General features: G+C 52.4%; 25 protein-coding genes. 6 read left to right on the top strand and 19 right to left on the bottom strand.

Features of this window, described 5'->3' with window-relative positions; translation table 11 throughout:
• Positions 1-36 precede the first annotated feature (36 nt).
• The 4 genes from AC0LWF_RS06665 to yyaC are packed head-to-tail and all read right to left on the bottom strand — an operon-like array spanning position 37 to position 3332.
• The gene (locus AC0LWF_RS06665; RefSeq protein ID WP_474650766.1) at positions 37-1230 is read right to left on the bottom strand and encodes a class I SAM-dependent methyltransferase; all 1194 of its coding nucleotides are present in this window, start codon (positions 1228-1230) and stop codon (positions 37-39) included.
• A 17-nt stretch (positions 1231-1247) separates the two neighbouring features.
• The gene (locus AC0LWF_RS06670) at positions 1248-1904 is read right to left on the bottom strand and encodes a DUF6483 family protein (RefSeq protein WP_474650767.1); all 657 of its coding nucleotides are present in this window, start codon (positions 1902-1904) and stop codon (positions 1248-1250) included.
• Between the two features lie 24 nt (positions 1905-1928).
• Complete coding sequence (locus tag AC0LWF_RS06675) at positions 1929-2756, bottom strand: alpha/beta fold hydrolase (RefSeq protein WP_474650768.1); 828 nt, start codon at positions 2754-2756, stop codon at positions 1929-1931.
• A gap of 21 nt (positions 2757-2777) precedes the next feature.
• Complete coding sequence (gene yyaC / locus AC0LWF_RS06680) at positions 2778-3332, bottom strand: spore protease YyaC (protein ID WP_474650769.1); 555 nt, start codon at positions 3330-3332, stop codon at positions 2778-2780.
• A gap of 171 nt (positions 3333-3503) precedes the next feature.
• Between yyaC and AC0LWF_RS06685 the strand changes: the two genes are divergently transcribed.
• Complete coding sequence (locus AC0LWF_RS06685) at positions 3504-3734, top strand: DUF1128 domain-containing protein (RefSeq protein WP_474650770.1); 231 nt, start codon at positions 3504-3506, stop codon at positions 3732-3734.
• 70 nt (positions 3735-3804) lie between these two features.
• On the opposite strand, the gene AC0LWF_RS06690 is transcribed toward AC0LWF_RS06685, so the two are convergent.
• From AC0LWF_RS06690 to AC0LWF_RS06705, 4 genes are all read right to left on the bottom strand, one after another.
• Positions 3805-4266, bottom strand: a complete 462-nt coding sequence (locus tag AC0LWF_RS06690; RefSeq protein ID WP_474650771.1) for a hypothetical protein — start codon at positions 4264-4266, stop codon at positions 3805-3807.
• A 206-nt stretch (positions 4267-4472) separates the two neighbouring features.
• Positions 4473-6056 (bottom strand): UDP-glucose--hexose-1-phosphate uridylyltransferase, encoded by a 1584-nt coding sequence (locus AC0LWF_RS06695; protein ID WP_474650772.1) that lies wholly within the window; start codon positions 6054-6056, stop codon positions 4473-4475.
• 32 nt (positions 6057-6088) lie between these two features.
• A complete protein-coding gene (gene galE / locus AC0LWF_RS06700) occupies positions 6089-7078 on the bottom strand; it encodes a UDP-glucose 4-epimerase GalE (RefSeq protein WP_474650773.1) in 990 nt (329 codons plus the stop codon).
• A gap of 42 nt (positions 7079-7120) precedes the next feature.
• Positions 7121-8296 carry a galactokinase gene (locus AC0LWF_RS06705; RefSeq protein WP_474650774.1) on the bottom strand — a complete coding sequence of 392 codons (1176 nt, stop codon included), beginning with the start codon at positions 8294-8296 and terminating at the stop codon, positions 7121-7123.
• A gap of 191 nt (positions 8297-8487) precedes the next feature.
• On the opposite strand from AC0LWF_RS06705, the gene AC0LWF_RS06710 reads away from it, so the two are divergent.
• Positions 8488-9345 carry an AraC family transcriptional regulator gene (locus AC0LWF_RS06710; protein WP_474650775.1) on the top strand — a complete coding sequence of 286 codons (858 nt, stop codon included), beginning with the start codon at positions 8488-8490 and terminating at the stop codon, positions 9343-9345.
• A gap of 3 nt (positions 9346-9348) precedes the next feature.
• Here the strand turns inward: AC0LWF_RS06710 and AC0LWF_RS06715 are convergent, their stop codons facing one another.
• Together AC0LWF_RS06715 and AC0LWF_RS06720 are read right to left on the bottom strand one after the other, a co-directional pair.
• Positions 9349-10260, bottom strand: a complete 912-nt coding sequence (locus AC0LWF_RS06715) for an aminoglycoside phosphotransferase family protein (RefSeq protein ID WP_474650776.1) — start codon at positions 10258-10260, stop codon at positions 9349-9351.
• A 169-nt stretch (positions 10261-10429) separates the two neighbouring features.
• Positions 10430-11569: an asparaginase gene (locus AC0LWF_RS06720; protein ID WP_474650777.1), complete on the bottom strand. Its 1140-nt coding sequence runs from the start codon at positions 11567-11569 to the stop codon at positions 10430-10432.
• A gap of 188 nt (positions 11570-11757) precedes the next feature.
• On the opposite strand from AC0LWF_RS06720, the gene AC0LWF_RS06725 reads away from it, so the two are divergent.
• The gene (locus AC0LWF_RS06725) at positions 11758-11937 is read left to right on the top strand and encodes a hypothetical protein (RefSeq protein WP_474650778.1); all 180 of its coding nucleotides are present in this window, start codon (positions 11758-11760) and stop codon (positions 11935-11937) included.
• Positions 11938-12026: 89 nt separating this feature from the next.
• Positions 12027-13271, top strand: a complete 1245-nt coding sequence (locus AC0LWF_RS06730) for an NAD(P)/FAD-dependent oxidoreductase (protein ID WP_474650779.1) — start codon at positions 12027-12029, stop codon at positions 13269-13271.
• Between the two features lie 5 nt (positions 13272-13276).
• Here the strand turns inward: AC0LWF_RS06730 and cls are convergent, their stop codons facing one another.
• Positions 13277-14704, bottom strand: coding sequence for a cardiolipin synthase (gene cls, locus AC0LWF_RS06735; RefSeq protein ID WP_474651213.1), 1428 nt, complete (start codon positions 14702-14704; stop codon positions 13277-13279).
• Positions 14705-14856: 152 nt separating this feature from the next.
• On the opposite strand from cls, the gene AC0LWF_RS06740 reads away from it, so the two are divergent.
• Positions 14857-15297, top strand: a complete 441-nt coding sequence (locus tag AC0LWF_RS06740; protein ID WP_474650780.1) for a bactofilin family protein — start codon at positions 14857-14859, stop codon at positions 15295-15297.
• Between the two features lie 76 nt (positions 15298-15373).
• Here AC0LWF_RS06740 and AC0LWF_RS06745 read toward each other — a convergent pair whose 3' ends face one another.
• The 7 genes from AC0LWF_RS06745 to AC0LWF_RS06775 all read right to left on the bottom strand — a co-directional run bounded on the left by AC0LWF_RS06745 (position 15374) and on the right by AC0LWF_RS06775 (position 20499).
• Positions 15374-16165 carry an ABC transporter permease gene (locus AC0LWF_RS06745; protein ID WP_474650781.1) on the bottom strand — a complete coding sequence of 264 codons (792 nt, stop codon included), beginning with the start codon at positions 16163-16165 and terminating at the stop codon, positions 15374-15376.
• Positions 16158-17093 carry an ABC transporter ATP-binding protein gene (locus AC0LWF_RS06750; protein ID WP_474650782.1) on the bottom strand — a complete coding sequence of 312 codons (936 nt, stop codon included), beginning with the start codon at positions 17091-17093 and terminating at the stop codon, positions 16158-16160. Before AC0LWF_RS06750 ends, AC0LWF_RS06745 begins: the two co-directional genes overlap by 8 nt.
• Positions 17094-17214: 121 nt before the next feature.
• On the bottom strand, positions 17215-17430 hold the full coding sequence (locus tag AC0LWF_RS06755; protein WP_474650783.1) for a hypothetical protein: 216 nt from the start codon (positions 17428-17430) through the stop codon (positions 17215-17217).
• A 17-nt stretch (positions 17431-17447) separates the two neighbouring features.
• Positions 17448-17903, bottom strand: coding sequence for a PilZ domain-containing protein (locus AC0LWF_RS06760; RefSeq protein WP_474650784.1), 456 nt, complete (start codon positions 17901-17903; stop codon positions 17448-17450).
• A gap of 56 nt (positions 17904-17959) precedes the next feature.
• Entirely contained in the window at positions 17960-18472 is a 513-nt protein-coding gene (locus tag AC0LWF_RS06765; RefSeq protein ID WP_474650785.1) for a hypothetical protein, read from the bottom strand.
• Positions 18473-18539: 67 nt separating this feature from the next.
• Complete coding sequence (locus AC0LWF_RS06770) at positions 18540-19499, bottom strand: LCP family glycopolymer transferase (RefSeq protein ID WP_474650786.1); 960 nt, start codon at positions 19497-19499, stop codon at positions 18540-18542.
• A 16-nt stretch (positions 19500-19515) separates the two neighbouring features.
• Positions 19516-20499 (bottom strand): dTDP-glucose 4,6-dehydratase, encoded by a 984-nt coding sequence (locus AC0LWF_RS06775; RefSeq protein WP_474650787.1) that lies wholly within the window; start codon positions 20497-20499, stop codon positions 19516-19518.
• 257 nt (positions 20500-20756) lie between these two features.
• On the opposite strand from AC0LWF_RS06775, the gene AC0LWF_RS06780 reads away from it, so the two are divergent.
• Entirely contained in the window at positions 20757-21125 is a 369-nt protein-coding gene (locus AC0LWF_RS06780; protein WP_090578071.1) for a helix-turn-helix domain-containing protein, read from the top strand.
• A 62-nt stretch (positions 21126-21187) separates the two neighbouring features.
• Here AC0LWF_RS06780 and AC0LWF_RS06785 read toward each other — a convergent pair whose 3' ends face one another.
• Positions 21188-21328 (bottom strand): hypothetical protein, encoded by a 141-nt coding sequence (locus AC0LWF_RS06785; RefSeq protein WP_181909381.1) that lies wholly within the window; start codon positions 21326-21328, stop codon positions 21188-21190.
• Between the last annotated feature and the right edge of the window lie 90 nt (positions 21329-21418).

Here is a 21418-nt window from a genome sequence, read left to right on the forward strand (position 1 = left end):
CATTCTAACATACCCATTATTTGTTCGACAATAACTTCATTGCTCAGGCAAACGGGATCCAAGCGCACGCTCCAAATAAGGAGAAATATTCAGCATATCGCGGAATGTGACATATTCCTGCCATTTGCGGGCTTTCTCCGCACTGCCGCCGCTGCCGGCTGTCCGCACTGCGCGAATCAGCATGTTCTTCGGCGTATGCTCCGGATCAATAAATTCAAGCAGCTGCGTGCGGTAGCCGAGCACTTCCAGCAGCTGTGAACGGATCGCATCGGTTGCAAGCGCGGAGAAACGCTCCTTCAACAAGCCGTGCGACAGCAATGGCGCCATCGCTTCATTCTCAATTTGACGGAACAGCTCATGCTGGCAGCAAGGGACGGAGAGGATAACGGAAGCTCCCCACTCCACCGCTTTCACAAGCGCTGCGTCCGTTGCGGTATCGCATGCATGCAACGTCACAACCATATCGACTTCTGACTGCTCCTTATATTGTGCGATATCCCCTACTTGGAAACGAAGACGGTCGTAGCCGAGCTTATCCGCAAGCTCCTGGCAGAAAGCGATAACATCCGCTTTCAAATCAAGCCCGACGACGGAGATCCGCCGCTGTTGCTTCACCGCAAGCAAGTGATACAGTGCAAACGTCAAATATGATTTACCGCAGCCAAAATCAACAATCGTAATTTCGCGTTCTTCCGGCAAGTAGGGCAGAACGTCCGTCACCATCTCAAGGAAACGATTGATTTGACGGAACTTATCCTGCTTCTTCGCCGCAACTTTGCCATCCTTCGTCATAATGCCGAGCTCTACGAGAAACGGTGCCGCTTCTCCCTCTTGAACGACACGCTGCTTCTGTCGGTTGTGGTCAAGCGATTCCGGTTCAGCCTTCGCCGTAGAAGGCTTCGTTAGTACAGTTGCCTTTCCCTTCTTGGAGAACAGCAACTGCACATCCGCTTCATTCGACTTGATGAGCGCTTGGCGGTAATGCTGCTCCAGCCATGCAATCATACGGTCCGCTGCGTCAGTATGCGGCACGTTATCATGTGTTACTTTATTGCCAATAAAATATTGAAATTGATAGTGTAGCTCGCCTCTTAGCTCAATCGGGCGAATAATGGTTTTGGCAGGCACATCGCCGTCCTTGCGCCGCAGCTGGCTGAAAGTTGCCTGTCTCAGCTGACGTGTGCGCACCCACTCTTCTATGTCGAGCTGCCATTGTTCCTTACGATCCATCTCGCGTATTTCAGCTCCTAGTGTACTTCTGTCTGATTTTCTACTTTCTCTAAGCCCTCTAATACTTCTTCGCGCGACAATCCGCCAGCCATTAACGACTCATCAGGCAGCTGCAGCAGCCTGCGGTAGAAATTAACGGCATCCTCTTGAATGAAGACGCCGTCTTCAAGCAGCTCATACATCACGTTCTCCGCTTCATCATAACGACCATCGCCCTCTTGCCATTCATACATAAGCAGCTTCGTCGCCTCCGGCAGTTCATAAACATCCAGCTTTTCGGCCATTTCCGCCGCTTCCTCGGAGGGCGTTCGCAGCATAGCCGGCGCATCCAGCAGCGCGAGGCGCATGAAGAGGTGGAACGATTTCATCTGCAGCAGATAGGCATGATCCTTCCGTCCGAGCTCAATCAATATTTCTGATTCTTCCTTGATGAGCAGCGCGATGGCATGCAAATTAGCAGTCTCGACAACGCCGTGCACCGTCATAATCCGCACCAGATCGGCGTCCGACAGCTGGCGAATCACTTTGCTGTTCATCCGGAATTTGCGGTCCAGCTGCTCATCAATGAAGAGAAGCGCTTCCTCGCTCTTGCGTTGCTGGCGCAGTCCCATCACTTGCCCGACCACTTCGCTCATTTGCTCAATCATGCGCATAAAATAATCCCTTTGAAACAATAGGGCCATCTCCTCTCCACGGAGCTAAATCTTGTTTATAAAAACGATCAGCGCTTCAGCCAGCTCCGCAGGAGACTCCACCATGCTCATATGACCGGATCCTTCCAACAGCACCTGCGATACAAGCGGGCCGTCAACCGTGAATGTATTTGCTGGCGCAACGACTGCATCCTCCGAGCCAGCTACGAGCAGAATCGGAACGTTCAGCTGTTCCAGAACGGCTGTGCGATCAGGCCTTGCTTTCATTCCTAATGCAGTCGCTGCTGCGGCTGCGGCCGAAGCCTCGTAGCCAATTTCAGTGATATGTTTAACCTCGGCCTTCATGGAATCGCGGTGTGCCGGCGCAAACAGCTTCGGTACAAGTCCGTCCGCGAAGGAACGAATGCCGTTCTCGAGCAGCGACTGCGCCGCTTTATCCCGGTTGCCCTTCGCTTCCTCGCCGTCTGGCTTCGCCGTCGAGTGAACAAGACTTAATGACGCCAGCTTCTCAGAATACTGCTGCGCGAATGCGAGTGAAATATAGCCGCCAAGCGAATGACCGAACAAACAGATGCGCTCGATGTTAAGCTCATTCAGCAGCGCGAGCAGATCCTCCGCAAACTGCTCCATCGCGTATGGCGACTCATCCGGCGCTGAGCTGCGGCCGTGGCCTCGAAGATCCGGAACAATTACCCGTCCATGCTCCTCAAGCGCCGGTACGATCTCCTCCCAATACGCAGAGCTGCCGCAGAAGCCATGCAGCAGCACGATGCTCGGCTTCACTTGTGCCCCAGCACCAGAATCATAGTAGGCCAGCTGCTGCCCATTCGGTAATTGTACTTGCCCGTTCGCTAAAGAAATTACACTCATCATAGACACATCCTCATATCGGAATTAGCGTTCAAATTGCCAAGCCTGCACGATAACATCAGCAACGGCGCGTGCCATTCCCACCACTTCATATAATGACGCGTGCTGAATCGCCCAATACGGCTTCACACTGCTCGGCGCAACAATGCCTCCGATGCTATAATCGCCGATTGGCGCCAGCCGCTTCCCAACCGCGTGAGCGGGATAGAGCGGTCCACGCGCTATCATATAACTCGGTGTTTCATCCTTTTTACCCAGACTCGCATCTATCGCAACAATCGCAAGCTCCCTCGGAATCGCAACAGTCAGCGCTTCGTAACGATCCGCATCACAGGGATGCGCCAGCGTGCCGATTACATGAGGGAAGCCAGCTTCCGTAAGCATCGTTCCGACCCAAGGGCCGAACGAATCTCCAGTCGAGCAGTCCGTCCCGATACATACGAATGCGATACTCGAACGATCTGGATGTTTAGCCGACGCTTCGCGAAGCAGCTCCGTTACACCTTCAATCGACACCCGCTCCCGGCTGACCGGGTCTGTTTGCCGATATTTTCGCGTTTTCGCCCGATTGCCCATCATTAAGGTTCTCCTCTTGAGTTCTCTCATTCTTCATTGTACCGAAATCATCCAGCCCCATCAAATTGACGTTTGGCGCGAAGATCGCTTTGCATGATATGCCATAGCAAACATTGCTGCCGTCGTGATACAATACGTTCAAGCTATACAAGTCGCGTAAGGAGGAATACCAGAATGAGAAACTTGGCAGAACCGAATCAAGACAACGTCGAATTCATGATTGATACGATCAAGAACAAGCTGCGCATGGCTTCTGGAGCTGCGATGCAAGCTTCCAACTTCAGCCTGACCAAATATGAGGATCTGAAGGACGTATACGATATCGTAGCGAGCAAAGATAAATTCAGCATCAGCGAAGTTGAAGCAATCGTCTCCGAGCTAGGTCATCTGAGAGAGAAGAACTGATCCGATATTATACATAAATAAAACCGAGCGCAGCTGCGCCCGGTTTTATTTATGTATTCCTATTGGAGGATTATTCCTCGTCGTTCAAATCAGATGGCGGCGCCGGTACTGCGCGTGAAGCAGAGATCGACATCTTAATTGTAACCGCTTTATGTTCACCCTTTAAAAAATGAGCAAGGCGATCCAACTTATCTGCAAGCTCTGGCCCATTCAGCGTCACATTCAGCTCGTAGCCGAATTGATCCGCTGGGATCGTACGTTCGTTCACCGAATAACCCGCAGAAGTATAAGCTTCTGCGCCCAATCGGGCTGACATCAGCTGTTCCGGCGAGAATTTATCCGATTTATTGACGACTCGCTCATAGATCCGAAGCTTCTTCAGCAGCATGTAATATTGAGCGGAGTGCTTAAAACCCCAAGCATCTCGAATATCTTTCAACGTGTAATCCATCTTCCACTGCTTGAGTTTTTCCACTTGGTCGTCACTCGACAGCGCCAAGAAGGCATCGATTGGAATAATAGGAATTGGCATATGAATGTCCCCCCAGTTATCGTTAATTTTACTTTACATAACTATTTTCGACGTAACTTCTTAAGTTCCTTTTCATTATATTGAAATATATACGTGAATTTGTGATTTATTTGTGAAATTTTATAAATTAACATAAAAAGAAGCCTTCCTTCCCGTACATGCACACTGCCATGTTTCGGGGGAAAAGCTCCATATAGGATCTATGATTAGTAAGCTCTTGCTAGTCCGATAAATTGCATAAATCTGGAGAAAGCTTCCTGTCCCTCCGCCGTACGCTTATAAACGCCGGCATCTCCTAGCACCTCAAGGAATTTGCTGCCAACTTCATCCGTCAGCAGAGCTTCGGCTTGTTCCTGCTTCAGAGATGTACCATGCTCCGCAATCATCGTCTCAATCCAATGCGCATGCTTGCCGAGCGCACCGCCTTGTACCGCTGTGCTGTCATAAGCGGTATCGCCCGTCAGCAGCGAAGCGATCTGCTCCAGCTCGGATTTGAGCCTTCCCGGCAGCACTGCAAGACCCATCACCTCAATGAGGCCAATGTTCTCTTTCTTAATATGATGCAAATGCGCATGTGGATGGAAAATCCCATCTGGATGCTCAGCGCTCGTCCGGTTGTTGCGCAGTACCAAATCGAGCTCATATTGCCCATTGTCACGCAGACGGGCGATCGGCGTAATCGTATTGTGCGATATCCGCTCACCGTCCTTCTCGGTGAAAGCTCGAATATCCGCATCCGCGTCACTGTATTCACGCCATGCACTTAAGATTTGGCCTGCCGCCTCAAGAACAGCGGCCTTGTCATTGCCGCTCAGCCGGATTACCGACATCGGCCATGCCACTGTGCTGAACGTTAAGCCCTGTACGGAAGGATCCACGAATGTTTGCTCGATCGGCGCAATCTCCATCGGGAACACATGACGCCCCGCCTGGAAATGATCGTGGTTCAGAATCGAACCGCCGACAATCGGCAAATCCGCATTCGAGCCGATAAAATAATGCGGGAATTCATCGACGAAATCCAGCAGCCGCGCGAACGTATCCCGTGTAATCCGCATTGGCACATGCTTGCTGTGGAACACAATGCTGTGCTCGTTATAGTACACATATGGAGAGTACTGGAAATACCAAGCATCGCCTTGCAGCTCAAGCGGCACGACGCGCAGATTTTGGCGAGCGGGATGATCCGCGCGGCCGGCGTACCCGACATTGTCCGGGCATAGCAGACATTTCGGGTAATGGCTCTGCGCCATCGTCTTCAACAGAGCGATTTCTTTCGGATCCTTCTCGGGCTTGGAGAGATTGATCGTTATTTCCAGCTTGCCGTAATCGGTTGGATGCTCCCAATACTGATTCTTCGCAATCCGGTCCATCCGGATATAGTTGGAATCTATGCTAAGGCGGTATAGATCATCCGTCGCTTTCTTAATGCCCTCTTGCTGCGCGGTGCGCTTGAACTGCGCAACCGCTTCGGATGGACGCGGCATAAGCAGCCCCATAATGCGCGCATCAAGCAAATCGCGGAAAGTCAGCGTGTTGTCCGGAATGAGTCCAATGGAAGCGCCATAATCAAGCAGCGGCTCGAGCAACGGGCCTGCGCTTTCAAGCCGTTCTTCCGGCACCGCTCCTCCATAAGCCTCTGATAAGCGGAATAGATCAAGCAGCGCATTGCGAGCGCCATACTCATCTAGCAGTGAAGCAAGCATGCCGCGCTGCGCTGCAAATTGCACGAGCCGTTCGATAAGAATGAGCACATCCCCCGTGCTTGGGACTGATTGGTGTTCGGTCATCTGAAATGCTCCTTTCCTTGCAACTTCACGCATTATTGCTTGTTGTAGCCAGTCGGATTAGCTAGATGCCAAGCCCATGCGCTGCCAATAATATCTTCGAGCTTATCGCGCGAAGGCTTCCATCCCAGCTCGCTGCGAGCGCGTTCCGATGAAGCGACAAGCACCGCCGGGTCGCCTGCGCGGCGCGCTTCAATGACAGCTGGAATGTCGCGTCCCGTAACTTGGCGCGCAATATCAATGACTTGCTTCACGGAGAAGCCCGTGCCGTTGCCAAGGTTATAGATCGCGCTGTCTCCGCCGCTGCGTAGGCGATCAACTGCCAGCACATGCGCATCCGCCAAGTCGCTGACGTGAATGTAGTCGCGGATACAAGTGCCATCCTCTGTCGGATAATCTTCGCCGAAGATCGAGATATGGCTGCGCTGACCGAGCGCCGTCTGAAGAATAATGGGCACAAGATGCGTCTCAGGATTATGATCCTCGCCGATTTTGCCGCTTGCATGCGCGCCTGCTGCATTGAAATAACGAAGCGATACATATTTGATGCCAGATGCGACATCGAACCACTTCATCATTTTTTCCATCGCAAGCTTCGTCTCGCCATAGGTGTTCGTCGGCAGTGTGCGGTCATGCTCGTGAATCGGCACACTCTCCGGTTCGCCATACGTTGCCGCCGTTGAAGAGAAGACGATCTTCTTCACATCGTACTGATTCATCTTCTCGAGCAAGCAAAGCGTACCGTATACGTTATTATGATAATACTTTCCAGGGTCCTTCATGCTCTCGCCAACGAGCGAGTTTGCCGCAAAATGAATGACCGCGTCGATGCTGTTCTCGCCAAACACCGTATCCAAAAACTCGCCGTCCCGCAAATCCCCGACATACAACTTACCGCCAAGCACCGCATCTCTGTGGCCTTGCTGCAAATTATCGACGATAACGATCTCTTCACCACGCTCGAGCAATGCCGCTACGGCATGCGAGCCGATATAGCCCGCGCCTCCAGTTACTAATACTGCCATAAGCAGGTCCTCTCCCTCTCTACATCTTTATTTGTAATACGATTAAGACAGACGCTCTACGCCGTTGCCGATTGTGCAAACATAGAAGTCTGCTGTCAGTCCAGTTGCTTCCGTATATTGACGTCTAACTTCCGCTTTAAAGCTATCGATGCTGTCCTTGTGCACAAGCGATACCGTACAGCCTCCGAAGCCAGCACCTGTCATGCGGGAGCCGAGCACGCCTGGAACGGTACGCGCTGCTGCTACCATCGCGTCAAGCTCATCGCCTGTTACTTCGTACAGGTCGCGCAGCGAATCGTGGGAAGCGTTCATCAGCTGTCCGAATGCGCTAAGGTCGTTCTCCTTCAGCACTTTCATGGATTGGAGCACGCGATCAATCTCTTCAATAACATGCTTCGCGCGCTTCAGTACAACCTCGTCCGCAATCAAGTGCTGATTCGCATTAAACTGCTCTACCGACAGCTGACCGAGCAGCGTCAAGTTAGGGAAAGCAGCCTTCAAATCTTGAACCGCCTGCTCGCACTGGCTGCGGCGCTCGTTGTACTTGGAATCGACAAGCCCGCGGCGCTTGTTCGTGTTGCCGATGACGAGCTGGTAGTCGCCGGAGCTGAACGGAATCAGGTCATATTCAAGCGTATCGCACATAAGCAGAATGGCATGATCCTTCTTGCCGTTCGCAACCGCGAACTGGTCCATAATGCCGCATTTGACACCGTTGAATTCATTCTCGGATTTCTGTGCCAAACGAGCGATCTCGACTGTATCTGTTGCAAGTCCAGCCATTGTGAGAAGCGCGTAAGCTGTTACGACTTCGATGGAAGCCGAGGATGACAATCCAGCGCCATTCGGGATTTCACCGTGATAGAGCAGGTCGAAGCCGCTTGCGAATGTCGTGCCGCGCTGCTGAAGCTCGCCCACGATACCCTTCGGATAGTTCATCCAATCATCCGCTTCATCGAATACGATCGGCGAGATAGGCAGATGTTTCTTCGTCGCTCCGAAGTTCGTCGACGCAAGGCCGAGCTGGTCGTCATTACGTTTGCGAATGATGAGCGTCGTACCGAAAGTAAGTGCGGCCGGGAAGACGTAACCGCCGTTGTAATCCGTATGCTCGCCGATGAGATTAACGCGTCCCGGCGCATGGAATGCAGCGATAGGCTCAGCCGATTCCCCGTATATGTTCAGAAACTGATTCGTCAATTGTTCAATGTTAGCCATGAATTCATACCACTCTCTTTCGTATTGTAGTTGAATGATTATAGGTTCAGTATAGCGGCTCACGCATATGAACAAAATGGTATGATGTGCTTATCACATGGAATTTTGTGACTTCACAGATCGCTACAGCACCGTTATATGCTACAATAAATGGTAACAGGAAGATGTCGTAAACGAAGGAGTACAGCCAAATGGAGCTTACACCGACCTACTCCGTGCTATCCAATCCTGTGCCGGATGAACATGGTGATATATATGTATTATTTTCCGGTGAGAGTCAGACGAAGCCCAATCATCTCATCGGTCCGAAGGTATATGACTTCTATTTGATGCACTATATCCTAGCCGGAACCGGCACGTTCTCATATGCTGGCATCCAGCATGAACTACGAGCTGGACAATCGTTCCTCATTCATCCCGATCAGCTGATTAGCTATGCCTCGAGCGAGGACGATCCCTGGCGTTACCGCTGGATTGCGTTCGAAGGGAACCGAGCGACGGGCCTCGTAACTGGTGCGGGGCTCAATACCAATGTGCCGATCATCGATACAGGGACGAACCCGCGCATCGGCGTGCTGTTTCACAGCATTCAGCGGGCGTTCCGCCTTGGTGGCCTTACGGCAAGTCTGCGCGCGACCGGCTATTTGCATTTGCTGTTCGCAGAGTTCGGCGCAGCGCAGCAAGGGGAGAATAGTGCCGCCGAGCAGCAGGGCTCGGACAGTGAAGTTCTGACAAACCAGATGATCCGCTACTTGTCGACCCAATACGCCGAGCCGATCTCAATCGAGAACATGGCAGAAACGCTCGGCTACAATCGCGCCTATCTATCGCGCATGTTCAAGCAGCAGACTGGCATTACGCCGGTAACCTTCCTGCTCAAGCTGCGCATCGACAAGGCTCATCTGCTGCTGCGCGAGCGGCTGGAACTGACGATCGAACAGATTGCGGCTTCTGTCGGCTTCCAGGACCCGCTTTACTTCTCCAAGCAGTTCCGCCGCTTCTACGGCCAGTCGCCTACTGCTTATCGCGAGGCGATGAAGCTGCTGTGAAGGCTAGTCCAGCAGCTTCGCGAACCGCTCCGAAATGTCGATGCCTTCCTGCCAGTTATCATCGCCATCCTCGATTGTCCAGCACGCTTCAAGGACGCCTCGGGCGATGCCCCACAGCGCGATGCGGCGATGCTCCAGGCCAAGCCGCTCTGTCATTATCGCGACGCGGCGGCGGAGGACGGTATCGTAATCTCCGCCCCGATCCTTATAGTTGAGCAAATACTGGAGCGTCTCGAAATGGACGTCGCCGACAATCCCTTTCGGATCGATGACAGCCCATCCATCATCCCCTTGCCGCAAAATATTTTCATGATGCAGATCGCCATGCAGCAGAACGGTCTCGGTTGTCGTCGCGATAAGCTCTTCCAATAGCTCTTCGGCACGGACTACCCAATGCTCGGGCAGCGGTCCTTCTGTACCCCCGTTGAATCGGCCGCGGTAGCGGACAATCCCTTCGAACCATCTCCGAATCGTCTGGAAATGCCCCGCTTCACCTTCGAACGGACGGCGGAGCCGCCCCAACATCTCACAGAAAACGACAGTCGCTGCATTGTCATCGAGCATAGCGGACAGCGGCGTACCTGGAACAGCACGTTCGAGTACAGCAGCACCAAGCTCCTCGTCCAATGCGAGCACTTGAACCACTCCTCTGCCAGCGTATGCGTTCATCGTCCTCATCTCTTGAGCGAGCTCGTCCTTAAGAAAAGCAAGCTTGAGCACAATCGGCTTGCCAGCCTCGTTAGTTCCATGAGCGATATAGTTAAAAGACAAATTGTTGAATGGCGCTTCCGCCTTAATGCCGAATTGTTCCTCGCTTCTAGCGATAAGCTCGGGCAGCGACTGCATCCACCCTTCTACCCGTGAACCGTGGTTGGCTAGCATCTTTGCATTGAAATCCTCTGGTATTAGTGTCATGACGTAATAATCAATCTCCTCTCCAAGCTAAGCTTGTATAAAAAACAAAAAAACAAGCTGCTTCCAGTACATTCGACAACGAGCAGCCGTGATTCCTTTGAAGCGCTGCGGTTCATGTAAAAAAGAAGCGCCAAACGGCGGCATTAAGCTCCGCAGCTTGGCGCTTCCCTTATTGATGCCGCTCCAGCGTCACGCATGCCTCGCGGCAGCCGACCAGCTGCCCGGCATCGTTGCGCAGCTCCGGCGAGATTTGGCTACGGATGCAGCGGGCAAGCTCCTCGCCGAGCTGCAGTTGCTCGAGCACGGCGCATACCGCCTCCGGCCAAGCCGATTCGCCGCCGTCCGCGAGCTTAATCGCCACTGCGAGCTGCTCTCTTAGCAGGGCGAAGACGAAGACGCCTTGCGCCCCGCTCTTCGCGACGACGTTCCCGTCGCCGCAGCCGAGCATGACGCTCGCCAGCCGATCCGGTCCCTCCACGAGGGCCGGATGGCTGGCCATTGCAGCGGCGATCCGCCGCGCCGCTGCACCGATGGCGGCTATGCCCTCCGCTGACGCTGGCGCCGCTGCCGCCGGACCCGTTGCGGCTTCGCCGCTTGCGGCAGGCTGCGCAGCAGTCGCTTCATCGCTGCCCCAGGCAGCGAAGCGCGCATAGATGAGCGCTAGGCGCCAAAGCGGCAGCGCGAACACCGGCAAGCCGCAGCCGTCGATTGCCGACTCGACGGCTTCCGGCTGCACGTCCGCGATCGCTGCGACGATGCGCAGCAGTTCCTGCTGCAGCGGATGCTCCGGCTGCGTATAAGTCTCCATCGGCCAGCCGCGCAGCTTGCACAGCGCGAGCATGCCGAGATGCTTGCCTGCGCAAACATGATACAGCTTGCGCGGGCTTCCTCCGCTTGCGAGCAGTGCGTCGCGCGCCTCGGCATTCGCCGGCAGCGCAGCCGCGAACACAAGCTGCTCCTCCAGCAAGCCGGTTTGCGCGAGCATCCGCTCGAGCACCGCGATATGCGCAGGAGTGCCTTGATGCGAGGCGCACATTAACGCGATAGCCTCATCGCCAAGCCCATACGCTTCAATTACGCCGCCTATCACGCTCGGCAAAGCTTGAATCGGCTTCGCGGTGGACCGCAAGAAATTAATAATATTCGCATCCCCGGCATGTGCGGCTAATCGGCCGTCCGCTGTAACAACCGCCGCATGGCCGCTGTGAACATTTTCGACGAAATCGCCTCTAGTCGTAAGTACGAGGGGAACGCCCAGCACCTCGTTTGCCGCCGGATATTTGTCTGTCTTCGTGCCTATTTTAGCCATATTCAATCCTCATCCGACCTTTTCCATCATGTTTAAGCTTTGTCTCCCTAACAGCCTATTCTTGTTGCCAGCTATCCGTCCATCCGTTTCAAATTGGCTTATGGATGGTTATATACTTGCAAGCTGATCAAATACGCTTTGACAAGCTTGTCTCATCTCATCACTAGTATACCAAGGAGCTGATGATCATGGAAAATCCAATACCCGGCGGTGCTGGACGCAAAGCAAAAGCGATACAGGAGGTGCTCAACGGTTCAATGGTTCATGACTTCCACGACATGCAGCAGCTTGGCGCAGACATGGAAGCGATGAAGACGAATAGTGAGCTGCTAGAGGAAGGGCTCGTGCCCGATCCGATTCAAGATTAATTAATCGTACCGTACGAAGAGGGGATCCATGCGATCTCCTCTTTTTTTCATGGCAAATTGGGGCATAGTAGCCAGGAGGAGGCATGAGTATGACCATCAAACATCTACATGAAGGCCATCTGTATTGGCCTAGTACAATGGACCAACCAACCGTCTATCCCCCGCTCACCCAAAATATGAAGGCCGACGTCGCCATTATCGGAGGCGGTATGTCCGGCTCACTCTGCTCGTACATCCTATCCCGCAGCGGTTTGAAGACTGTGCTGCTTGAACGCGGCGATATCGCCGCAGGCAGCTCGCTTGCCAATACGGGACTGCTTCAATATTGCAATGATACGATGCTGTGCGACTTTGCGGATCAGATTGGCGAAGGGGACGCGGTCCTATTCTATAAAGGCTGCAAACTGGCGGTCGAGCAGATTGGCGAGCTAGCAGCCGAGCTTGGGTCAGGCGCGGCAAAGTATGTTAGGCAGAGCAGCCTTTATTATGCGAGTACGGAGCAGGATGTCCCTAAGCTTAAGCGCGAGTACGAGCTGCTGAAGCGCCATCTGTTCGAAGTCGAATACTTGGAGCCGGAGCAAATCTCAGCCCGGTTTCCGTTTCGCAAGCCAGGCGCCATCGAGACGTATGGCGATGCATCGGTTAATCCTTATCGGTTCGTGCACGGCCTTATTGATGCCGCCGTGAGCCGCTTCGGGCTTGCCGTCTATGAGCAGACGGATCTCATCAACCATAGTACGGATCCTAGCGGTGGCGAACACAAGCTGCAGACCTCCGCTGGGCACGAGCTGCAGGCGAAGCATGTCATCTACGCCGTCGGCTACGAGCCAGAAGAGCTGCGCGGCAAGCTCGTGAAGTCAGTGATGAACCGCACTTACGCGCTTGTGACGAATCCTCAGCCAGAGCTATACGAAACGTTCAGCCGTTACCTGTTCTGGGAGACGGCAAGGCCATACTTCTACATGCGATTCTCGGAAGACAAACGCATCATTGCAGGCGGAGGAGATGTGCAAACAAAGGAGCTGCTGACAAGCGACAGCGAGCTTAGGAAGGAGGCCGCGAAGGTGCTGTCCAACATCCAAGCGTTATTCCCATCTATTGATTTCTCGCTTGACTATGCATGGAACGCCACCTTCGCCTTATCGCGCGACGGGCTCCCATTCATCGGTGCCGATCCGAATTGGAGCGGCGTTTACTACTGTCTCGGTTACGGCGGCAACGGCACTGTCTATAGCATGATGGGTGCGCATATTTTGCATCATCTCATCACAGGCCGCGACCATCCGCTCGCCTCCATTGTCGCGCTGGACCGTCCGTCGCTGCTGAACGTTTAAACACCTTACAACAGCGGAGACAGCATCCGCGCGGCTGCCTCTGCTACCTTCTGCTTCAGCGGACGTTTGCGGAACTCCGCAAGGCTGACCTCTGTGCAGCTTTGCAAATCGTTCATGAAATCAGCCTCAAGCCGCTCGATCGCCTTCTCGTCGAATAGCAGCGCATTAATCTCGAAATTGCTGAATAAGCTCCGCATATCCATATTCGCTGTCCCGACTGATGCGAGCAGCTGGTCGACGATAATGACTTTCGCGTGTACGAAGCCGCCTTTATAGCGGTAGATCCGAACGCCGGCTGCGAGCATTTCCTCGACGTAGGACAGCGAGGCCATGAGCACAAGCTTCGTATCCGGCACGTACGGAATAATTATCCGCACATCCACGCCGCCAAGCGCCGCAGTCCGCAGTCCCATCAGAATGCTCGCGTCTGGGATAAAGTAAGGCGTCGTCATGTAAATTCGAGACTTCGCCGCGGTAACCGCCGCGAATATATATTCCAGTATGGCGTCATCCCGCATGTTGGGACCGCTCTGCACGATCTGTACCTGCTCCGAGCTCTCGCACGAATGCTCGGGCAAGTACGCAGATCCAGCCAGCTTCTTCTTCGATGCATACCACCAATCGTAGATGAATACTTCCTGCAGGAAGTATACGGCATCCCCCCGAAGCTGCAGGTGCGTATCCCGCCAGAAGCCGAGCTTCGGATTGCCGCCTACATATTCCACTCCGAAGTTAATGCCGCCTATGAAGCCGACAAGACCGTCAACGACGATGATTTTGCGGTGATTGCGAAAGTTCATCCGTTTCTCGAAGAAGGCGATGCGTGGCGGCAGGAAGCACTGGATCTCTACCCCTGCAAGGCGCAGCTCCTTCACATACTTATCGCTAAGCTCCACGCTGCCGATCCCGTCGTAGATAACCCGCACCTCAACACCGGCTCTCGCCCGCGCAAGCAGCAGCTCCTTCAGCTGCTGTCCAACAGAATCGTCCCGAATCGTATACGACTCGACGTGAACATGATGCCGTGCCGAAGCAATCGCAGCAAACATCGCCTCATACGTCGCTTCGCCGTTCGCCAGTACGGTCGTTTCGTTGCAGCCGGTAATTGGGGAAACGGAAATATTTTGCAAAATGTGATAGAGTCTCTCTTGCTCGGCAAACCGATTCCCCTGCATATCGCTCTGCCGGTGAATAAGCTTGCAGCGGAGCAGCGCCTTACGCAGCGTATCCGACATGTAGATGCCTCTTCTGCGTATATTTCTTCGCCGCCGGTATTCTTGCGCGAGAAAGTAGTACATGACGAAGCCGATAATCGGCAGAACGAACAGAATAAGCAGCCAGGCGATCGTTTTGGCCGGGTGGCGGTATTCCAGAACGAGAATCGTCGCGATTTGAAAAATAAAGATCAGGAGTCCAGCGAGCGCCCAAATCATTGCAGGTTCCCCCATTTCCTCCCAGATGATATAGAACTAGCTTTCTCTCTCGATAGGAGCCGTATACATCTTTAGTTGGCATGTTTCTTTGCTTCTAAGAATAAATAGCATTATGCATGTAACCGTGAGAGAAGGCGGGTGATTATCTGCGGGTGTTCAAGGAATCAAAGCGGAGCTCATCGGCTGAAACCCTTATCGGACAAGGCACTCATGTCGAAGGGAAGCTGATCAGCGAACATGGCATACGTATTGAGGGCGAGCATCGAGGAGATATCGAATGCAAGGGCGATGTCATTATCGGGGAATACGGCGTAGCGCGCTCTAGCATCACGGCTCAAGATTTGACGATTGCCGGCAGAGTCCACGGCGATATAGTCGTCAAGGGCAGGCTTATCATTACGGCGTCTGGCCAGCTATTCGGCAATGTGCTGGCGCACAGCATACTGATTCAAGACGGCGGCATCTATAACGGCAACTGCCGAATGGAACGCCAGATCGAACCGCGCACGCGCCAGCTGCCAGAAAATGATGCTCCCTCCCAACAGCCAGGACAGCAGCAGCAAGCGAAGGAAAAAACTCGTCAAGCCGGATAAACCGCAAAAAAGGAGCCTTTTGAGCCGGTTACAAAAGACCAGCCTAAGGCTCCTTTCTATCTGTTCCTTCGTTCGTTTACGTCGCCACATCCCGCTTATTGAAGATTAGCCATGTAATCCCCATAAAGATGATGTAGTACCCGGCTAGAACGGCGAGCGAGAAGCCGAGCGTCATATTATGCGCAATGGTTGTGCTCTGCAAATACTGCTTCAAGTTCAGGTGCAGAAACAGCAGGTACTCGACCCACTTATAATTGAGCGACATCAGGATGCCGCTTGCGATAAGTCCGAAGAAATAAATAAACATCGACAGGCCGATCGCAAGCCCGCCGCTGCGGAAGATCGTCGACAGCATGAAGCTGAATGTCACGATCATAATGAGCCCGATGTAATCAAGCACATACGCTTGAATCATATAGGAGAGCGGATGCGCACTGTTCAATACGCCTAGCGCCTCATTAGCTGTTGCGCTTTGATTGTACCCGAACAAGATGAGGTTCAGTACAAATGACGAGACGAACATCAGCACGGTTTGCACGAGGGCAAACAAGAGCAGGGAAACATACTTCGAGAGCAGAATCTTGCTCCGGCTCCATGGCCGGATAAGCAACAGCTTAATCGTGCCGGACGAGAACTCGCCAGCTACGCTTTCCGCTGATACGACAACGGTAAAAATCGTAATCAAGTAGTACATCAGCTGATCGATACCGTTCATCACGGTCCACATCGTATCCTTCTCGGACAGCCACCTTGTCAGCGAGCTGGAGACGATTACGAGCACAAGAATAATACCGAGCATAATCCATGTTCCGATTCGGCGATAAATCTTCATATTCTCATTACGTACAAGCTGTAGGAAATCAAACAACCTGCTCACCTCCCGTCATCTCCAGGAATTGATCCTCTAGAGACTTGTTCAGGACGCGAATGCCATATACTTTAATGCCTGCTCCTACAAGCGATGCATTGATCTGCGCAATCATCTCGCGGTCTGCCCGCACAAGTGCAGCGTCTTCTTCTCGCTCAGCTCCGTGCTCCGCAAGCAGCTGCACCGCTTTATCCGGTTGATCGACCTCGAACAGCACTTGGCTCTCTTGATCGGCGAGCGGCTTGTCCGAACGGATGCTGCGCACGTCGATGAGCTTGCCTGCTTGGATGATGGCGACACGGTCGCACATGAGCTCCATCTCGCTCAGCAAGTGGCTCGATACGAATACCGTTATGCCCTCTTCCTTCGCCAGCTTCCTGAGGTAATCGCGCAGCTCGCGAATACCGGCTGGATCAAGTCCGTTCGTAGGCTCGTCCAGAATGAGCAGCGATGGCTTATGCATAATGGCTTGCGCGACGCCGAGCCTCTGGCGCATTCCGAGCGAGTACGTCTTCACTTTGTCATGGATGCGGCTCTTCAGGCCAACAAGCTCAACGACCTCGTCAATGCGCTGCTTCGTAATACCCGGCACCATGCGCGAGAAGTGCAGCAGGTTCTGAAAGCCTGTCAAATATTTGTACATCTCTGGATTCTCTACAATTGCACCAACATGGCGGATCGCCTGCTCGTAGTGGGTCCGGATGCTATGGCCTTCAATAAGGACATCGCCCTTGGTCAGTGACATCAGCCCGACCATCATTCGAATCGTTGTCGTCTTGCCCGCACCGTTGGGACCAAGAAAACCGAACACCTCCGCACGCGGCAAATCAAGCGTTAAGCTGTCGATAATCGTCCGCCTGCCGATTGTCTTCGTCACTTGCTGCAGCCTGACTATTGGCTCCTCTATGGAGCCGAATGAACTGTTCACCTCTATACCCCCTGTTTGGCAAAGCTCTGTGAGCGGTAATCATTTTACACGGCTCGCGTCTTCACCAGTATACAGAAGTCAGGAAGCGATTGGAAGTTTATGCTTATCCAGCAACTCCAGCTTATACATACAGAAGCAGCTGTTCTGTCTGTCTCAATATCGAGAACGTGTCAGTCTCGATGCGCATGAGCCGCTGATCCGGCGGCCTACAACAAGATTTGCAGCAGCCAAGCGGATAGATGACTTTATAAAACCCGGTCAGAAACACCATTTCAGCCTCTAGCCTAGGCAGCATGCAGCCGCACCCCACGCAATGAAAATGCTCTTTATTCAACAAGTTCTATCACTCCTATTCTATCCTTTGACGTCCAACCGGTTTAAGGAAGCCTCTTTCTTATAAGTCATCCGGCGATATAGTTCATGTATACGCACCTGTCTTGGACTCATTGCCTGCAACTTTGTCAGTAAGGCGCACATAATGGCTTTACGAATTTCCTCATCCGGGATAAAAGAGCAACCGTACGCATAATAATTGCCTTCCTTCCGGCGCCAGACAACATGTCCAAGCAGACAGAACTGCCACTCATCCAGCGTAATCGAGAATTGAAGCAGATAGCTCTTGCTGACTGGAAAACGTAGATGGCTCTGAAATCGCAGCCCCGCGGGGCTCATATTGTGCAGCAGGACCTTGGAAGCGGCGGAATCCGCTCCCTCTCCCTGAATATGACAGATGGACACCTCTACTTGCGCGCCCTCTCGAAGCCGGATTCGGATATGTTCGCGCGGCTGCTTCTCGCTCGACTTTTCCACGACGTCTACGCCTCATTTCAACTGAAATCTAACTGCGATGACTTGCACCTGCAACATTAGTGCGCATTCTGGGCATTGCCTGCATGCAGCTGTTCATAAGACCAGAGCAGCTTCCATTTGCCGGAGTCATAGGCTGCATAGCAAGGTTGTACGATCGTGAAGTTGCCATACTGGCTATGGAACGATTCCTCCACATCGAATTCGTAAACGACCGGAATCGGCGCGGCACCTTCGGTCAACTTCCAATCGGCAATGCGGGAAGGACTGCCAATATGAACATCAAACGTGTTCACGCCGAAGTCCTGCATCATAATATGGGCGCGGTTCTGTATATACTCCGCTTTCTTGAAGCGCTGCTGCATCTCGGGATGAAACAGCTCCCATGAGCTGCCGTAATCGCCTTGCTGCTCAAATGAATAGAACTGCTCTACCGCCGCTTGCGCCTGTTCATCATCTCCGGACTGGAACAGGCCAGAGAGATTACGCCAACAGAGCCACACCACTAGCACGATGACAAGTCCCAGCAGCAGCTTCATTCCGGGTAACCCGCCTCTTTGTCGTCCGCTCATTTACTTTCCACCCCTGTCCAAAAAGCTACTTCACTTTATGAACGGATGGCTTGTTTTATACCTCTATTCAATCTCCTTGCATAAGCTGCGACTTCAAACGGTTGTGAATGCGGCTTCGTTCCGTATCATTGACAAGGTAGTACCAGATGCCACCGATCGTGGCTCCCTTCCCCGAGATCTCAGTCGTCGTGAAACTCTCGCTTTGCGGCTTATAAACAGATACAAGATGTTTCATCTCATTGAAGGTCATATTCGTCTTCACATTGTTGCCAAGGGTACTTAACAGCGCGTGGAAATGAGTGACGCTAGCAAGACTGACCGCATTATGCATAACACCTTCTACAACAGCTCGCTGCCTTGTGTTGCGGCCAAGATCACCTCTTGGATCTTCATGCCGCATCCGGCAATATTTCAGCGCGTCTTCACCCTTCAGCAACAAATTCCCTTTGGCGAAGCTCACGCCGTCGAATTGGAACGCCGCCTCATTGTTGACCTTAACGCCGCCGAGCATATCTATGACCCTAGCAAAGCCTTCCATATTCGCTTTAATGTAGTAATCGATTGGATAATCCAGAAACTGCTCGACCGCCCCGATCGACATCTCCACGTCGCCGAATGCATAAGCATGATTGATTTTGTCCATGCCGGCCCTGCCTGGAATGACGACACGCGTATCCCTTGGAATATTGAACATCAGGACGGATTTCTTCTGCGGGTTCACGGCAAGCACGATCATCGTATCCGAACGGCCACGGTCATGCTCTCTCTGATCTACACCAAGCATCAGCACGGTGAAAGGCGCTAACCCTTGCCCTTTACTCATGAGCAAAGGTGAGGTTACAGAATTCTTCACATCCGTATCGGTACTCACATAAACCTGCTTCGTAGGCTTAATGTCCTCATGCATCTGAACGACTGTCCGCTCAGCAGAGTGATACAGATACCATGTCAAGCTAGCTGCAATTAGTATGAAAGAAGCAGCGGCTGCACTCGTCCATATGAGTAGCTTCTTATAGGTAAATTTCATGTATGCTCACCTCTTCCTAAGCCCGTTCCTGCAATTGAAGGCCATCCACACGATGGCGAGCGAACCAGACGACGGTCTCTTCAATGCCTTGCTCGAATGTATATTTCGGCTTCCATCCGAGCGATGAAGCGATCTTCGACGGATCGAGCGTGTATCGACGGTACTTGCCCTCGCGGCATTGCTTGGCGACAGGAAGGAGTGAGGATGGCTTCTGAAGCAGCCCAACGATTAGCTCAGCAACGTCCAAATCGCGGCGCTCATTAAAGCCGCCAATATTGTACACCTCGCCGGATTTACCATCATGCAGCACCCGTTCAACGGCGGAAGCAAGGTCCATTACATGCAGCCAATCGCGCACATGGAAGCTGCCATCCAGCTGCGGAAGCTGCTTATTCTGCATAGCGCTCGTAATGAACTGCGCAGCGGCGGATGAGGCACTATAATGAAACGGACCGTAAATACAAGCTGAACGAATCATATTCACATGCAGCCCATACGTCTTGTAATAAGCACGCACGAGAAGATCCGCCGCTGCCTTGCTCGCATCATAGGGGTTGCTTGGATTTATAGGGCTTTCTTCCGTGAAATAACCGGTTCTGCCCAAAGAGCCATAAACGCCACCCGTTGAGATTTGCACGAACCGCTTCACCTGCTGCTCTCTACATAAATCAAGCAGCACCTGTGTCCCGAGGACATTCGTGCGGACTAACCGCTCCGTATCCTCCGCAGCTTGTGCGCCTGTGTCTGTCACCGCAGCGAAGTTCACTATGACATCAATATTGAAACGTACAATCGTATCCCGCACGAGCGCCGAATCACATATATCACCTTGCACAGCATGATAGCTTTCATCACCGAATAGATCAGTTATGTGCGCCGCATTGCCCGTATCAGCAAGCAGATCATAATTAACAATCGTGTAGCCCGGATAGCGATCAAACATGTAACGGATGAAGTTGCTGCCGATAAATCCTGATCCGCCTGTCACCATCAGCTTCATAACTCATCTGCTCCTATACAAAAAAAATTTAGCTATACTTGTTTCAGACTTCACAAATTCGGGTAACATTAAATAATATATGTATCAGTCGCATTTGAATGATACAAATTGTAACTGCTACACTTTATACATTAAGATACAATTTGTATCATGTCAATTCTTTTCTTTTTCATCACGTGACATTTTGTAGCTTTTCATGCATTTGTAAACATTTCGTATTAAGATGGAGTTGTATATTTCGAATCAGGAGGAGAATTATGGGCATTGGTAGTCGGATTTCCAAACTGAGAGACGATCGGGGCTGGACGCAGGAACAGACAGCGGGGCTGCTCGGAATATCACGCGCGGCACTATCCCATTACGAGAAAAACCGACGTGAGCCGGACACGGAAACGTTATCAAAGTTCGCAGATTTGTTCAAAGTAACTGTCGATTTTCTAGTCGGCAGGACGAACGCGCCTCATGCCACTGTCGAATCGCCTGTGCGTGAATTCGTGGATCAGCTGGAGCTCTCCGAAGAGGATCTCTTGAAACGCTTTGATCTGACGATCGACGGCCTGAAGCTCTCGCCTGAAGAGGCCCGTCGCTTCATCGCTTTCGTACGCGCAGAACGTAACATGAAATAACGAAAAAGCAAATAAATAAAACCATAGTCGTCAGCCGACTATGGTTTTCATTTTCGGAATATTTATTTTTGTAGTGGTGGCAAGTCTGCAGGCCAATTCGCAAGATCGATACCAAGCTGCTCCAAAATGGTGCGTACGTCCAATTCTATGGCTGCCTGCGAGGTGTTATGTACCTCTTGTTTCTGATCTTCTATTTTCCTCATCCCGCGGCTCCTACTCCCTTTGATTAAAGTGAACCTTCTGCCGAACGACTTCCGTCTATCTTCCCCAGCTACCACTCCATCCACTTGACC

It is taken from the genome of Paenibacillus sp. sgz302114, assembly GCF_056120345.1.

Excerpts from the sequence above, each read along its gene's own strand:
- AC0LWF_RS06665 (WP_474650766.1), bottom strand. The coding sequence starts at position 1,230 with ATGGATCGTAAGGAACAATGGCAGCTCGACATAGAAGAGTGGGTGCGC.
- AC0LWF_RS06690 (WP_474650771.1), bottom strand. The coding sequence starts at position 4,266 with ATGCCAATTCCTATTATTCCAATCGATGCCTTCTTGGCGCTGTCGAGT.
- AC0LWF_RS06710 (WP_474650775.1), top strand. The coding sequence starts at position 8,488 with ATGGAGCTTACACCGACCTACTCCGTGCTATCCAATCCTGTGCCGGAT.
- AC0LWF_RS06720 (WP_474650777.1), bottom strand. The coding sequence starts at position 11,569 with ATGGCTAAAATAGGCACGAAGACAGACAAATATCCGGCGGCAAACGAG.
- galE (WP_474650773.1), bottom strand. The coding sequence starts at position 7,078 with ATGGCAGTATTAGTAACTGGAGGCGCGGGCTATATCGGCTCGCATGCC.
- AC0LWF_RS06725 (WP_474650778.1), top strand. The coding sequence starts at position 11,758 with ATGGAAAATCCAATACCCGGCGGTGCTGGACGCAAAGCAAAAGCGATA.
- AC0LWF_RS06775 (WP_474650787.1), bottom strand. The coding sequence starts at position 20,499 with ATGAAGCTGATGGTGACAGGCGGATCAGGATTTATCGGCAGCAACTTC.
- AC0LWF_RS06765 (WP_474650785.1), bottom strand. The coding sequence starts at position 18,472 with ATGAGCGGACGACAAAGAGGCGGGTTACCCGGAATGAAGCTGCTGCTG.
- AC0LWF_RS06675 (WP_474650768.1), bottom strand. The coding sequence starts at position 2,756 with ATGATGAGTGTAATTTCTTTAGCGAACGGGCAAGTACAATTACCGAAT.
- AC0LWF_RS06780 (WP_090578071.1), top strand. The coding sequence starts at position 20,757 with ATGGGCATTGGTAGTCGGATTTCCAAACTGAGAGACGATCGGGGCTGG.
- AC0LWF_RS06705 (WP_474650774.1), bottom strand. The coding sequence starts at position 8,296 with ATGGCTAACATTGAACAATTGACGAATCAGTTTCTGAACATATACGGG.
- AC0LWF_RS06730 (WP_474650779.1), top strand. The coding sequence starts at position 12,027 with ATGACCATCAAACATCTACATGAAGGCCATCTGTATTGGCCTAGTACA.
- AC0LWF_RS06695 (WP_474650772.1), bottom strand. The coding sequence starts at position 6,056 with ATGACCGAACACCAATCAGTCCCAAGCACGGGGGATGTGCTCATTCTT.
- AC0LWF_RS06685 (WP_474650770.1), top strand. The coding sequence starts at position 3,504 with ATGAGAAACTTGGCAGAACCGAATCAAGACAACGTCGAATTCATGATT.
- AC0LWF_RS06770 (WP_474650786.1), bottom strand. The coding sequence starts at position 19,499 with ATGAAATTTACCTATAAGAAGCTACTCATATGGACGAGTGCAGCCGCT.
- cls (WP_474651213.1), bottom strand. The coding sequence starts at position 14,704 with ATGATTTGGGCGCTCGCTGGACTCCTGATCTTTATTTTTCAAATCGCG.
- AC0LWF_RS06785 (WP_181909381.1), bottom strand. The coding sequence starts at position 21,328 with ATGAGGAAAATAGAAGATCAGAAACAAGAGGTACATAACACCTCGCAG.
- yyaC (WP_474650769.1), bottom strand. The coding sequence starts at position 3,332 with ATGATGGGCAATCGGGCGAAAACGCGAAAATATCGGCAAACAGACCCG.
- AC0LWF_RS06715 (WP_474650776.1), bottom strand. The coding sequence starts at position 10,260 with ATGACACTAATACCAGAGGATTTCAATGCAAAGATGCTAGCCAACCAC.